The sequence below is a fragment of the Bdellovibrio bacteriovorus genome, assembly GCF_041888015.1.
Lineage (GTDB): Bacteria > Bdellovibrionota > Bdellovibrionia > Bdellovibrionales > Bdellovibrionaceae > Bdellovibrio.
In genome coordinates, this window is record NZ_CP168968.1 from 991,581 (window position 1) to 1,005,447 (window position 13,867).

Genomic DNA, 13,867 nt, shown 5'->3' on the forward strand with positions numbered 1-13,867 from the left:
GCAATTAGCCAATAAGCTCATATTCCCACTTTGAGACAAAAAGAATGTTTCGAGGAATACACTACCTGGTGTAGAGACAGCTGTAGCCTCGCCCATTACGGCTGTGTTCCCATAGGAATTTTTTGGGACCGTCCTGAATGACAGTGTCCTCTTGCAGCAAGCTGAGAGAGTTGTCTTTATCCAAATAAAGGGTCGTCTCTTTTTTAGTGATGTAGTTGTCGCGACTGACCACTTCGCGCAGAACCTTTTTTCCCGGTGATTGAAGAACCTTAAATCCCCGGTTGATCTGGCAGAATCGAATGGTGTCCATGGAGGCTCCCTGCGAAGAAGGATACAGAGCGAAGCCGTCGCAGTCTTCCGCCCACTCCACTTCTGTGGGGCAGTTGTCGGTACCACTGATCAGGCGATAGTAACCTTCTGCAGTCTCAGCGCCAGGCAAGGGGGGTGAGGCCGTTAGCGCCTGCGCAACATCGGACAACAGCAGTCCCAAAATGAGAATCAAACGAGGCCAGTGCATGCACACTCCTTCATTCCTTTTTCAAGGAGCAAGCTTCGTGCACACGTCAGATGGGTTATAGCTGAGGTCACAGACAAAATCTTAGGTTGATACGTCGAAATGCCGTCTCTTGTCAGTCTCGGGCCGAAGGACGGGTCCAGATAAAAGCCAATACGCAGGAGCAAACCACAGCCGCGCTGACCTTGGCGTACAGTGGAACGTCGCCAAAGAAAAGGGAGATCGACACCAAAGGAACCATCAGCACCGTGGCCATGATCTTGGCCCGTGTGCGGATGACCCCGTGTTTTTGCCAATCCAGAATCAGCGGGCCCATGTGAGGTTGCGCCAGCAGCCATTTGTGCCAGCGAATGGAACTGCGGGCAAAGAAGAAGGCTGTCAGTAAAAGAAACGGCGTTGTCGGGAGAAGTGGCAGGAAAATACCGATGATCCCCAAGCTCAGGAACAGCCAACCCAACACAAAGTAAATTGTTCGTCGGGTTCGCTTTACAATCTTCACAGTTCGACCTTTTTCCTTTTGCTTTCAAGTGGTGAAAGCATCAAATACAAAGCAGGCACCACAAACAGCGTCAGCAATGTTGAAACAATGGTTCCCCCGATGATGGAAAGACCCATTGGAATACGTGTTTCAGAACCGATACCATGACCGATAACCAAAGGCAAAGCCGCAGCGACAGTGGCGACCGAAGTCATCAAAATCGGGCGCAGGCGGATCGGGCAGGCTTCCAAAAGTGCTTTGGATATGTCGGCCTGTCCACGATGTCGGACCTGGTTGGTGAATTCCACTAACAGAATGGAATTCTTTTTGGCAATACCCATCAACACAATCAAACCGATAAAGCTAAACAGGTTCAGGGAAATATCAAACATCCACAACGCGACCAGGGCTCCGGTGACCGAGAAGGGCAGCGCCACTAGAACTGAAACGGGATGGATGAAAGAATTAAACTGAACAGCCAGAATCAGGTAGGCCACCAGAATTCCGACCATCATGGCAGAGTAAAGACTTTTGAAGGAATCCGCAAAGCCCGCCGAAGCCCCTTCCAGGGCAAAGGAATATCCTTGTGGCAGAATCTCTTTGGCAATGGCACTGGTTCTTTCCAAGACCGCGGCTTGGGATTGCCCCGGAGACAGATTTCCGAAAACGGAAATAGCGCGCTGGCGATTCACACGGCTGATGCCCTGGATGGCTTTTTTCTCTTCGATTTTCACCAACTGAGAAAGTGGAACCAGATTGCCGAAGTTATTGCGCACATACAGACGCTTGAAGTCTTCAGGCTTTTGGATCTGCTCTTCCAGGAATTTGAAACGAATGTCATAGCGTCGTCCGTCGGCGGTATAGCGCCCTTGACGGAGACCGCCGACGCCGGCGGAAAGAATTGCGCCAACGTCCTCGACAGAAACACCACGCGCAGCCATGGCTTTTCGATCCGGAGTCAGGACCAGTTCTGGAATCCCTTTACGGAAATCCGTATCCAGATCCACGGCCAGATTTTCTTTTTCCAGGCGATCCATCAGTTCGTTGGATTTTGCAAACAGGACATCCAGATCCGGCCCGCGCAAGTTGATGGCGACAGGATTCTGACGACCTGAAGACAGATTGCGCGCAGAGATATCCCGCATCGACACACGCATGTCCTTGATCTTGCGGAATTCTTTACGCCAGCGATCCATGATCTGCAGGTGTCCTTCTTTACGATCCGCTCGGGGCTTTAAGGCCACCGGCATGAAGACCTGATTGACGTTGGAACCACCACCGCCCCCTCCGACAGACACAACAAATCCTTCGACGGTTGCGTCCCCCTTCAGAACAGCTTCCAGTTTTTCGGCGGCCTTGCTGGTGGCTTCCAGTGACGTGCCCGGAGGCATCTGGGCATTCAGAATAATAAAATCCTGATCCTGCGCCGGAACGAATTCCTGGCGAACCTTGCTGACCAAAACCAAGGACACCGCAAAGAAGATCACCGAGCCCAGCACCACCAGATATTTAAAGCGCAAAGTTCCGTGCAGAACTTTCTGATAAGAGTGAGCGAATTTTTCAAACAATTCGTCCAGGAAGTGTTCCAGCTTGGAAACTTTGGGTTCAGTGCTTAGCAGGGCTGCGGCACGCATCGGTGTGATAGTGACGGCTTCAAGCAAAGACAAAGAAACCGCGGCACTCATCGTAACGCCAAACTGGAAGAAGAACTTACCGATGATCCCATCCATGAAAACCACAGGCAGGAACACCGCAATAACCGCTAAAGTTGCAGCCACCGCCGCAGGCAGAACTTCCTTAGAACCGTCCGAGGCGGCTTTGGCTGACCCTTTCCCCATACGATAGTGCCGGATGATATTTTCCAGCAACATGATGGCGTCATCCACCACGATAGAAATCGAAAGTGTCAACGCCAGCAGGGTGAACAGATTCAGCGTGAAGCCTGAAAAATATAAGATGATAAACGTTCCGACAATGGAGGTCGGGATCGAGAACAGGATGTTGATGGCGGCCTGGACGTTGCCAAGGAAAAGGAAGCAGATCAGGATGGTGATCAGAGCGGCCACCCACAGCTTTTCAATTGTCAGGTTGACGGTCGCATCGGTGGGGCGGGTGAAGTCCACGTTCACACGGAAATTGAAACCTTCCGGGAAAGTGCCTTTGATGCTTTCCAGCTTTTCGCGCACTTCGTTGGCGACGGTGACCTCATTGGTGCCACGCTGTTTACGGACGATGATGGACACCGCCTGCCGCCCATCAACACGGGCTGTGCGACGGACGTCGGAAAGGCCATCTTCCACCCGGGCGACGTCCTTGATGAAGATGTCACGATCAAAGATGCGTTGCCCGCCTCGGCGTAAGATTTGAATATTGGCGACTTCGTTGACGTCCGAAGCCTCACCCAACCAGCGAACACGCAATTCGCGCTCGCCTTCGGTGAACTGACCCGCAGCACTTTCCAAGTGTTGGGTGTTGATCGCAGATACAACATCGTTCAGGGTCAGATACAAGGATTCCAGCTTCTTGGTATCAACCCAGATACGCAGGTTGCGTTGGCTGAAGCCGCCAATACTGACCTCACCCACACCGGGCAGGAAGCGGACTTGGTCCAGCAGATAGTTTTCCGTCCAATTGATCATTTCACGCAGCGGAGCTTCGCCGAAAACGGACAGAATAATGATCGGATCTTCCTCGGGGTTCTGTTTGCGGATTGTTGCCGGGTCCACGCCGGGAGGCCAGCGCATACGGCTGAGCGCAGTTTGTACTTCCTGCAAAACAACATCAACGTTGCGATTGATATCGAATTCCAAAGTCACAGAACCAGACCCTTGGCGGGCCGAGGATCTCATTTCCTTGATTCCTTCGATCGCAAGCAGGCGTTCCTCGACAGGGTCCAGCAATTCAGCTTCGACGACCTCAGGGGCGGCACCTTCATAGTCCACAGAAATACTGACGACCGGGAAATCAACGTCGGGCAGTTGGCTGATGCCCATGCGGTTCATACAGATGGCTCCGAAAACAATCAGAGCGAACATGAGTACCCATGCAAACACCGGGCGTCGGATCGAGAGGTCAATCAGGTTCATGGCAGTCCTTTCGCACAATTCATTTTTCCCCAAGTTTAACGAGAGTCAACGAGGGGACTGGAGGGCATGTCACTTTAGACGAAAGAGAGGCGACTAAGGTTCGTCGGAAAGGTTTTTTGCTGTAAAAAAGAGGGATGCTTAGAAAGCCTTTGCGTTAGCGGGCTCTTTATAGTCGGGCATCAGTTTTCCGCGATGACACATGTAGCAGGTGGCTTTCGGGCCTTTTTTTCCGTCTAAGCCGTTGTCCCTCAACATTTGAGTCAATTTCATGTGCTCTTTGCTGACTTTGAAGGCTTTTTTGTCGTCGGCTTTGAAGTTTTGGACATTGTGGCAGGCGTTGCAGGTGACGCCCAGTTCTCGGGAAATGACGATCATCTCGTCACGGATCTTTTCTTCGTTGGTCACGAATTTGGACACAGACTCGGCCTGTGCTTGCGGGATGGAAAGGCTCAAAAAAAGGGTGGTCAGGAAGAAGCTTTTTCGGATGCGCTGCATAGGAATAGCTTCTCCGAGGACCCGGCCTCAGGCAAGGGAGGACCCTGATTTCTTGACTGGTTCTAGACCCCATATTAACTTGAAACCCAACCTGTGGAGTTCTGTATGAAAATTAAGCATTGTGAGGACCTCAATACTCTTGTCAGCCTCAGCAAACGTCGTGGTTTTGTTTTCCAATCCAGTGAGATCTATGGTGGTCTTGCAAGTTGCTGGGATTACGGTCCTCTGGGCTCATTGATGAAGCTCAATGTGAAACGTGCATGGTGGAATGCCATGACTCGTCGTCCGGATATCGTGGGCTTGGATGCAGCTATTTTGATGCACCCAACGGTGTGGAAAGCATCTGGGCACGTTGATGGATTCTCTGATCCTTTAGTGGATTGCAAAGACTGTAAAACTCGTTTCCGTGCGGATAACACGGATTCTTACATCAATGAGAAGAAATGCCCGAACTGCGGCAGCAAAAACCTGTCTGAAGAACGCAATTTTAATTTGATGTTCAAAACTCACATGGGTCCGTTGGAAGATTCTGCCAGCGTGATTTACCTGCGTCCGGAAACGGCACAAGGTCATTTTGTGAATTTCCAGAACTGTCAGCAGTCTTCACGCTATAAGATTCCATTCGGTATCGCTGCGATTGGTAAGTCCTTCCGTAACGAAATCACTCCGGGGAACTTTATTTTCCGTACTCGTGAATTCGAACAGATGGAAATGCAATATTTTGTAGAGCCAGGCACGGACGAAGGATTCTTTAACGAGTGGAAAGAACGCCGTTGGAACTTCTATATCAAGTTCGGTATCAAGCCAGAGAATTTGAAATTCAAAGACCATGACAAGCTGGCGCACTATGCACGTGCCGCCGTGGACGTGGAATACAAATTCCCAATGGGCTTCTCTGAGTTGGAAGGTATCCACAACCGTTCGGACTTCGATTTGACTCAGCATATGAAGTTCTCTGGCAAAAACCTGGAGTACTTCGACGAACCAAATAAAAAGAAGTACATCCCTTACGTGATCGAAACAGCCGTGGGCTGTGACCGTTTGTTCCTGGCATTCCTTTGCGATGCTTATCGTGAGGAAATCACCACGGACGAGGCGGGTAAAGAGGACGTGCGTGTGGTTCTGGGCTTGCACCCGGAAATCGCTCCATACAAAGTGGCGATTTTGCCTTTGTCCAAGAAAGAAGAACTGAGCTCCATCTCTGAAAAGCTGCGTGACCAACTGGCGGAAGATTTCGACGTGAACTACGACGAATCCCAGTCCATCGGGAAGCGCTACCGCCGTCAGGATGAAATTGGGACACCGTTCTGTGTGACTGTGGACTTTGACACCATCAACGACCAGGCGGTGACGGTTCGTCACCGTGACAAGATGACTCAGGAGCGCGTGGCGATTTCTCAACTGAACACGTACATCGCGGCAAAACTGAAGACCTTCAATCAGTAAGCTCGGCTCCAGCCGGCAGAGCTGGAGCACCAGTGGTGCGCAAGCTGAAGCAGCAACAAAAAAGGGAGTGTTTTACGCTCCCTTTTTTATTTCCTTTTAGAGGATATTATTTGTTCAAGCTCCAGCAGGAGTAAGGACCATTCTGAGTCAGAAGCACGATGCTGTCGTCACCGTTGTGAGCCAGCGTTTTGCCTGTTTTGGCGTCGAAGATCAAACCGTATGGGTTGTCACCCGGCCAAGTTTTTACCTGAATGTAAGTGCGGCCAGTCACTTTGGATTTGAAAGTGATAAGGTGCAGGTCGTTGTAGGATTGCTCGCCGCCTTCAGAGAACAGGGCTTTGATTTCCGCGAAAGTCAGATCTTTTGCAGTGTACTGCTCTTGTACCAGGTGAGCATTCACCAAACCCAGCTCAAACGCGGTCAGTGAGTTGATTTCCTTGATGTCCAAAGTGCTTTGTTCGTTGAAGATGCTTTCATAGTCCTCTTCGTGTTCAGCTTCCAAGGCACAAAGCTCTTTCAGGTTTTCCAGCTTTTGGCCTTTGGCGAAAGATGTGGAAACTGCGAACAGAGACAGAATAAGAATGAACTTTTTCATTTGATAACTCCCCATGTGTGATGACGAACTGGCTTTTAACAACCGATGTGATTTTTGGTAAGTGAATAAAAAATAAGTTAATATTCAAAAATCACATGGATGTAATTAGTACAGAGACAAAAAGGCTGGGTCTCCGTCGACATTGCGATAGACAACACCGCTGATTTGGTCGCCAGTTTTGTAGTCGCAGGACGTGATCACACCAAAGGAGCTGGCTTCATCGATATCCAAGGGGCAAACGTAAGAGGAGTTGAACATCCAGTTGCCGGTCCAAGCCAGCTTTACACGGCATTGAGTTTCAGAAACAGGCTCTACAGAGGCCACTTCGGCGATCATAAGAGCTTCCAACTGGGTGCAGGTTGGGAAGGCAAAAGACGAATTGGCAGCAAGAAGGGTCAGAGCGAACGCAAGTGCTTTCATGGTTTTCTCCTTTGGATTTTGTGAATGCGCTCTTCTAGCATGCATGACGGGTTCTTGGCGTCAGGAATGTGTCAGTATTGTGTTGGCCTGTAAAAATGTCTAAGTGCTCGATAAATGTGTGCTTTTCCGTGAGTCTCCGCAGCCCCGGAGGGTGGAATCTTAGCTCTATTCACCAGAGCCTCGGTGCGCCAATAAATTTCATTGAAATTAAGGGGTTAGCGATGTTTTATTACAGCGTACAGACAATCAATTTACTTTTCGGTGGGGGAGACTAATGCACCAGAATGTAAACTCTGAAAATAAAACGACCAAATCCACCATTCCTCAGAAGTTCGTGTACTTCTTTGCTGCGGGTGACTCCGAAGGCAATGCGGGAATGAAGAATATCCTTGGCGGTAAAGGGGCCAATCTGGCTGAAATGACCTCCTTGGGAATTCCAGTGCCTCCGGGCTTTACGATCTCCACAGAGATCTGCGCTCACTTCTATGAGGCCGGTGGCAAACTGCCTGAATGGGTGCGCCCTTCTGTTTTGGAAGCCATGAAAAAAGTGGAAGCCAAAATCGGCAAAAAATTCGGTGACGTGGCAAACCCACTGTTGGTTTCCGTGCGTTCCGGAGCTCGCGCTTCCATGCCGGGCATGATGGACACCATCCTGAATCTGGGTCTGAATGACCAGACGGTGGAGGGTTTGGCGACGTCCTCCAACAATCCTCGTTTTGCGTGGGATTCTTACCGTCGTTTTATCCAAATGTACTCTGATGTTGTGATGGGTATGAACTCTTCTCTTCTGGAAGTGACTCTGGAAGATTTGAAGGAAGAAAAACACTATAAACTTGATACGGAAATGACCGTGGATGATTTGAAACTTCTGGTGAAGAAGTTCAAGGATCTGGTTCATCAGATGACCGGCCAGTCTTTCCCGGCAGATCCTTGGGAGCAGTTGTGGGGAGCGATCTCTGCGGTCTTCCATTCCTGGAATACTCCGCGTGCGATCACTTACCGTGAATTGCACTCCATCCCAGCGGCCTGGGGAACGGCCGTGAATGTTCAATCCATGGTCTTCGGGAACATGGGTGATGACTCTGCAACGGGTGTGGCGTTCACGCGCAATCCGTCCACGGGTGAAAAAGCTTTCTATGGCGAGTTCCTGATCAATGCTCAGGGTGAAGACGTTGTTGCGGGTATCCGCACTCCACAGCCAATTACGAAAGTGGCGGCTGCGGCTGCAGGCGTGTTGTCCCTGGAGGAAGCTCTGCCAAAGGCTTACGGTCAGCTGGTTGAAATCTATAAAAAATTGGAAGCTCACTATCGCGACATGCAGGACATCGAGTTCACTATTGAACGTGGCGTTTTGTGGATGCTGCAAACCCGTAATGGGAAAAGAACCGCAGCGGCAGCATTGAAAATTGCCTGCGATATGATCGATGAAAAGTTGATCACTCAGGACGAAGCGATCCTGCGCCTAGATCCATCTGCTTTGGATCAGTTGCTTCACCCGACATTGGACCCTAAAGCGGCGAAAACCACTTTGGCCAAAGGTTTGCCGGCGTCCCCGGGCGGTGTGAATGGACAAATCGTCTTCACATCCGAAGAAGCGGTTGAATGGAAAGAACAAGGCAAAAAAGTCATTCTTGTGCGTATTGAAACTTCTCCGGAAGACATCGCGGGGATGGTCGCGGCTCAAGGGATCCTGACAACTCGCGGAGGGATGACTTCTCACGCGGCGGTTGTGGCTCGTGGTATGGGTAAATGCTGTGTGGCTGGTTGTGGTGACGTCGAAGTGGATTACCGCAATGAAACTATGAAAGTGAAAGGCTACGTTCTGAAGAAGGGCGATGTGATCACTTTGGATGGTTCCACTGGTGAAGTTTATCTGGGTGAAGTTAAGACCATCGAACCTAAATTGGATGGCAGCTTCGAGCGCATCATGAAGATTGCTGATGGCATCCGTAAACTGAAAGTTCGTACTAACGCCGATACTCCAAAAGACGCGCAAACCGCGCGCAATTTCGGAGCAGAAGGTATCGGCCTGTGCCGTACTGAGCATATGTTCTTTGGTGCAGATCGCATTGATGCTGTTCGTGAGATGATCATTGCTGACAATAAGGCTGATCGCGAAAAAGCTTTGGCGAAATTGTTGCCAATGCAGCGTGAAGATTTCTATGGATTGTTCAAGATCATGGATGGTTTGCCGGTGACGATCCGTTTGCTGGATCCACCATTGCACGAGTTCGTTCCTCACACAGATGAAGAGACAAAAGAATTGGCGAAACGTTTGGGCACAGACTTTGATCGTCTGCGTGCAAAAGTAAAATCTTTGCATGAGTTCAATCCAATGCTGGGTCACCGTGGTTGCCGTTTGGCGATCACTTATCCAGAGATCTATACCATGCAGGTTCGTGCGATTGCGGAAGCAGCAGCGCAGTTGATCTCTGAAGGCAAGACATTGGCTCCGGAAATCATGATCCCGCTTGTGGCGACGGATAAAGAGCTAGAGACACTTCGTGGTCAAACCATCAAGGAAGTGAACAAGGTTCAGGCTGAAAAGAACGTGAAGTTTGAATACACAGTCGGAACCATGATTGAACTTCCTCGTGCGACCCTGACCGCAGATGCCATTGCAGAACATGCGGACTTCTTCAGCTTCGGCACGAACGATTTGACTCAGACGACTTTGGGTCTTTCTCGTGATGACTCGGGTCGTTTCCTGGGCTCTTACGTTTCTCAAGGCATTCTGCCAAAAGATCCGTTCATGTCTATTGACCAGGTGGGCGTGGGTTCATTGGTGAAAATGGGTGTGGACTTGGGTCGTCGTGCGAAACCGGACTTGAAAGTCGGTGTGTGCGGTGAGCATGGGGGGGGATCCGGAATCCATCGAATTCTTCCACCGCGTGGGCTTGGACTACGTGTCTTGTTCTCCGTTCCGTGTGCCTATTGCCAGACTGGCGGCGGCGCGAGCGGCGTTGGTTGGTAAAAAGTTGCACTAAATATTTAAATGCCAGTAAAGGGCCCTCTTCAAGAGGGCCTTTTTTTTTCGGGTCACTATTTCGTAAAATACGTCACAAGAATTCCGAAGACCAAGGTTGCGATCAGGACCGAAAAAGCGATCTCTGAATTGGTCTTTTTGGGTTTGTATTCTGCCTCTGGCTTTTTGTATTGCATGGGGCCTCCTTCCTGTACTTGATCTTATCGTCTGGGGAATCAAGGCCGAGTAAAAAGCGGCGTTTTGCGCATAAAAAATATGTTAAATTGCTGGTCTCTGGTTCTGGAAAAATCCGGGTGCGCTCTTGTTTCTTTGCATAGAGTTGTCCTTCGTTGCCGCTAGGTAACAACATTAACGAATCCTCATTCAAAGTTAAAGCTCTTGCTCCTTATCCTGTTTGGGTCTTTTAAAACTCACGAAAGGATGCATCATGGCTCGCACGAAAAAAGGTCTGACAACGACGGCGGGGGCTCCCGTGGTTGATAACCAAAACTCTATGACTATAGGACCGCGTGGTCCCTTGGTTCTGCAGGATGTGGCGCTGATTGAAAAGCTGGCTCATCAAAATCGCGAGCGCGTTCCCGAGCGGACCGTACACGCCAAGGGTTCTGGAGCTTTTGGAACGCTGACCATCACCTCAGACATCTCCAAATACACGCGCGCAAAATTTCTGCAAAAAGGCAAAAAGACGGACATGTTGATTCGCTTTTCCACAGTGGCTGGAGAACGTGGCGCCGCAGATGCCGAGCGTGATGTGCGCGGCTTTGCCATGAAGTTCTATACAGAAGAAGGCAATTTTGATTTGGTGGGGAATAACACGCCTATTTTCTTTGTGCGGGACCCTTATAAGTTCCCGGATTTTATTCATACGCAAAAACGCGACCCTCGCAGCAATTTGCGAAGTCCCACGGCCATGTGGGACTTCTGGTCGCTAAGCCCGGAAAGCTGTCATCAGGTGACGATCCTGTTCTCGGATCGGGGCTTGCCGGCGACGTACAGGCACATGCACGGCTTTGGTTCGCATACGTACTCTTTTATCAGTGAAAAGGGCGAGCGTCACTGGGTGAAGTTTCATTTTAAAACTCAGCAGGGCATTCGGAATCTGCGCAATCACGAGGCGGCGGATTTAGTGGGGCGCACGCGGGAAAGTCATCAGGAGGATCTTTACAATGCCATTGAAGCCAAGGATTTTCCGCGCTGGAAATTCTATGTGCAGATCATGACAGAAGAGCAGGCGAAGAAGACGGCCTACAACCCCTTTGATTTGACCAAAGTGTGGCCGCACGGGGATTTTCCGATGATGGAGGTGGGGCATTTTGAGCTGAATCGTAATCCTGTAAACTATTATGCCCAGATCGAACAAGCGGCCTTTAATCCGAACAACATGGTGCCTGGAATTTCGTGGTCGCCGGATAAAATGCTACAATCGCGGACCTTTGCTTATGCCGATGCTCATCGCTATCGCATCGGAACTCATTATGAAATGCTTCCGGTGAATAAACCCCAAGTGGAGGTTCATAACTATCATCTGGATGGGGCTATGCGCTTTGATACGCCAGAGTATCACCATGCATTCTACGAACCAAATTCCTATGGAGGACCGGTTCAGCAAGAGCAATATCGCGAGCCGCCTCTGCGGTTGGATGATGCCACCATGGATCGTTTTAACCACCGTGAAGGTAACGATGACTATTCCCAATGCCGGGCTTTGTTCAATTTGATGACTCCGGATCAGAAGGATCAGTTGTTGAACAATATCGCGGAACACATGAAGGGGGGCCAGGTGCCGGAAGAGATCGTGCGCCGGCAGGTTGATGTCTTTATGCGGGTTCATCAGGATTATGGTTTGGGCCTGGCAAAACTGATGGGTCTGCGAGTGTATTCGGATTCAGAGCATCGTACGCCCTCTCATCATTAATTAAAGGAGTTTTATATGCCTACCTGGGAAGAATTTAAAAGAACGATGGTCATGGAACCGCAGATTTTTGAAGAGGCCCGGATGGGGAACTGTGAGGCCTTGCGGCAGTATCTGGCTTTTGGCGGTGACATAGAGATCCGCAATCATAAGGGCCACACGTTGCTGATGCTGACGGCCTATCATGATCAGGAACACGCGTCGGAGCTTTTGATCGAGCATGGGGCTGATGTGAACTCCATGGATGATATGGGGAATTCCATCCTGATGGGCGCTTGCTTTAAGGGGCATGTCGGGGTGGTTGAGCTGTTGCTGTCGCAAGGAGCGATGACAGATCTTAAAAATCCCCACGGAATGACTGCCTTGGATTTGGCGCGGGTCTTCGGACGAAAGGATGTGGTGTCTTTATTAAGTGATCGTCCCGCAGCGTGGAGTGACCCTATGGAAGTAGCCTGTCGTCTGATTGCCCGCAAGCTGTCGCGCCCGACACCGGAAGTGTAAAGAGTTGGGATCAAAAATGCAAAAGCGAGTTTGGTCTTCGCCAACCTCGCTTTTGGTGGATCTCCTGTCCGATAAAAACAGGAGGTGTCCGATGCGCAAACATACCTATTTGCGTCTTCGGCGCGTTTTGAAGATTACTAAAGAGCTTTTAGTGATTCTGGTGGTGATCTTAATGATCCTTCTCCAGATGAAACAGCTACGATAGGTCTTTAAAGCTTCTCCAATGTGTACTAGGTCCAAGGACCAGTGATTGGGAGACGGATCTAAATAAACCCGGACGGGAATGACACAGGGAAGAGGTTGGTGAGGGCCCTTTTAAAAAGTGTCTAGAGTTCGTCCATAGTCCTAAGTTGTTTGTTTCATTGTGGAACAATGTAAAGTTGCTTAAAGCCTTTTCAAAACGACAATTGTCGTCACTGTCCAGGCATCAGACAGTTTGAATCTACTCCATCTTTCTTACATGGTCTTATAAATCCTTGAAATCTATGTTGGATTCTTCATTGGCCTCATTGTGGCCGTGGATTTGCTTTAGGGATAGGCATAGAGAAGGAACAAATTTTATGAAAATCAAAAACTATATTCTGACGATGATGAAAGCTTTGGCTCTGACAGCAATGACTGTCGGTTTGGTAAATTGTAGCAAGGACAATGGGAACTCGAACACGGTGAATGCAAATGCTTCTTCGTATCGTTGCTTCCAGATCAGCAACAATGCGCAAGTGCCGAATTCTTACTGCTACGGTAGTGGTACTACCCAGGGTGTTTATCAGTGCCGTGACTTAAACAACTATCAAGTTGCTAATAATCTTTGCGCGAATACAGGCACTACCAATGGATATTCTTACAATCAATATGGCTACTGTGTGCAAACTTCAACGGGTCAGCAAGTTCCACAAAATTACTGCACCTCAGGTGTTGGTGGTGGATCTGTTGTAAACTGTAATGGTCAGACCTTCTTCTGGCAGGGTATTCAGATCACTTGCGGTGTGACTTACAACTGCCCATCCGGTGTTGTGCTTCAGAATCAGCAAGGTCAAACAGTACAGTGCATGTAATCTAGAATCCTTCTTTGAGTTCAGAATAATCAACGGCGCACCGACCCCCTCGGCGCGCCGTTTTTCGTTTCCCGAAAAGGTGCCTGGTTGTTTTTTCTGGCTACATCGCATCAGGTGGTGGATCTGTTGTTCTCTTAAAGTCTGTGGGCCTAGATGATGTGGTGCTCGTAAGAAACTCTGATTTCTGCTGCGCCGTAGCCAGAAAAAACAACCAGGCACCTTTTCTAATCCCAACGCAACATGTAAATCGGTTGTAAGTCTGCTTAAGTTTTCAGCGTTAGGGCTTCTTTTGAGAGGCTATGGTTGACATGACTCTCAACACTCGCGAAATTCTAATGGTCTTTGGTCTAGCTAGACTAAAGGCGCGTATTTGAGGGGA

10 protein-coding genes and 1 pseudogene are annotated in these 13,867 nt (G+C 49.6%); 5 read left to right on the forward strand and 6 right to left on the reverse strand.

Translation table 11 applies throughout. The features are described 5' to 3' along the window. Positions 1 to 61: 61 nt before the first annotated feature. The 4 genes from ACES2G_RS04915 to ACES2G_RS04930 all read right to left on the reverse strand — a co-directional run bounded on the left by ACES2G_RS04915 (position 62) and on the right by ACES2G_RS04930 (position 4,573). Positions 62 to 517, reverse strand: coding sequence for a hypothetical protein (locus ACES2G_RS04915; RefSeq protein ID WP_374001461.1), 456 nt, complete (start codon positions 515 to 517; stop codon positions 62 to 64). A 112-nt stretch (positions 518 to 629) separates the two neighbouring features. After that, positions 630 to 1,013: a YbaN family protein gene (locus ACES2G_RS04920; protein WP_374001462.1), complete on the reverse strand. Its 384-nt coding sequence runs from the start codon at positions 1,011 to 1,013 to the stop codon at positions 630 to 632. Continuing rightward, the gene (locus tag ACES2G_RS04925) at positions 1,010 to 4,027 is read right to left on the reverse strand and encodes an efflux RND transporter permease subunit (protein WP_374001463.1); all 3,018 of its coding nucleotides are present in this window, start codon (positions 4,025 to 4,027) and stop codon (positions 1,010 to 1,012) included. The genes ACES2G_RS04920 and ACES2G_RS04925 overlap by 4 nt, the downstream gene beginning before the upstream one ends. Before the next feature lie 189 nt (positions 4,028 to 4,216). Continuing rightward, complete coding sequence (locus ACES2G_RS04930; RefSeq protein WP_347359166.1) at positions 4,217 to 4,573, reverse strand: photosynthetic reaction center cytochrome c subunit family protein; 357 nt, start codon at positions 4,571 to 4,573, stop codon at positions 4,217 to 4,219. Between the two features lie 105 nt (positions 4,574 to 4,678). On the opposite strand from ACES2G_RS04930, the gene ACES2G_RS04935 reads away from it, so the two are divergent. After that, entirely contained in the window at positions 4,679 to 6,019 is a 1,341-nt protein-coding gene (locus tag ACES2G_RS04935; protein ID WP_374001465.1) for a glycine--tRNA ligase, read from the forward strand. Positions 6,020 to 6,125: 106 nt separating this feature from the next. On the opposite strand, the gene ACES2G_RS04940 is transcribed toward ACES2G_RS04935, so the two are convergent. Together ACES2G_RS04940 and ACES2G_RS04945 are read right to left on the reverse strand one after the other, a co-directional pair. Beyond that, a complete protein-coding gene (locus ACES2G_RS04940) occupies positions 6,126 to 6,614 on the reverse strand; it encodes a hypothetical protein (RefSeq protein WP_347359164.1) in 489 nt (162 codons plus the stop codon). Between the two features lie 105 nt (positions 6,615 to 6,719). Further along, a complete protein-coding gene (locus ACES2G_RS04945; RefSeq protein WP_347359163.1) occupies positions 6,720 to 7,034 on the reverse strand; it encodes a hypothetical protein in 315 nt (104 codons plus the stop codon). A 274-nt stretch (positions 7,035 to 7,308) separates the two neighbouring features. Here ACES2G_RS04945 and ppdK point away from each other — a divergent pair. From ppdK to ACES2G_RS04965, 4 genes and pseudogenes are all read left to right on the forward strand, one after another. Further along, positions 7,309 to 10,021: pseudogene (ppdK, locus tag ACES2G_RS04950) on the forward strand (pyruvate, phosphate dikinase). A gap of 426 nt (positions 10,022 to 10,447) precedes the next feature. Continuing rightward, positions 10,448 to 11,935 (forward strand): catalase, encoded by a 1,488-nt coding sequence (locus ACES2G_RS04955; protein ID WP_347359161.1) that lies wholly within the window; start codon positions 10,448 to 10,450, stop codon positions 11,933 to 11,935. 15 nt (positions 11,936 to 11,950) lie between these two features. Then, positions 11,951 to 12,433, forward strand: a complete 483-nt coding sequence (locus ACES2G_RS04960; RefSeq protein ID WP_347359160.1) for an ankyrin repeat domain-containing protein — start codon at positions 11,951 to 11,953, stop codon at positions 12,431 to 12,433. Positions 12,434 to 12,993: 560 nt separating this feature from the next. Then, complete coding sequence (locus ACES2G_RS04965; protein WP_374001466.1) at positions 12,994 to 13,488, forward strand: hypothetical protein; 495 nt, start codon at positions 12,994 to 12,996, stop codon at positions 13,486 to 13,488. Positions 13,489 to 13,867 lie beyond the last annotated feature (379 nt).

What these genes read in the sequence shown, in the direction of transcription:
- ACES2G_RS04925 (WP_374001463.1), bottom strand. Translation starts at nt 4,027, where the DNA reads ATGTTCGCTCTGATTGTTTTCGGAGCCATCTGTATGAACCGCATGGGC.
- ACES2G_RS04915 (WP_374001461.1), bottom strand. Translation starts at nt 517, where the DNA reads ATGCACTGGCCTCGTTTGATTCTCATTTTGGGACTGCTGTTGTCCGAT.
- ACES2G_RS04955 (WP_347359161.1), top strand. Translation starts at nt 10,448, where the DNA reads ATGGCTCGCACGAAAAAAGGTCTGACAACGACGGCGGGGGCTCCCGTG.
- ACES2G_RS04940 (WP_347359164.1), bottom strand. Translation starts at nt 6,614, where the DNA reads ATGAAAAAGTTCATTCTTATTCTGTCTCTGTTCGCAGTTTCCACATCT.
- ACES2G_RS04945 (WP_347359163.1), bottom strand. Translation starts at nt 7,034, where the DNA reads ATGAAAGCACTTGCGTTCGCTCTGACCCTTCTTGCTGCCAATTCGTCT.
- ACES2G_RS04930 (WP_347359166.1), bottom strand. Translation starts at nt 4,573, where the DNA reads ATGCAGCGCATCCGAAAAAGCTTCTTCCTGACCACCCTTTTTTTGAGC.
- ACES2G_RS04965 (WP_374001466.1), top strand. Translation starts at nt 12,994, where the DNA reads ATGAAAATCAAAAACTATATTCTGACGATGATGAAAGCTTTGGCTCTG.
- ACES2G_RS04960 (WP_347359160.1), top strand. Translation starts at nt 11,951, where the DNA reads ATGCCTACCTGGGAAGAATTTAAAAGAACGATGGTCATGGAACCGCAG.
- ACES2G_RS04935 (WP_374001465.1), top strand. Translation starts at nt 4,679, where the DNA reads ATGAAAATTAAGCATTGTGAGGACCTCAATACTCTTGTCAGCCTCAGC.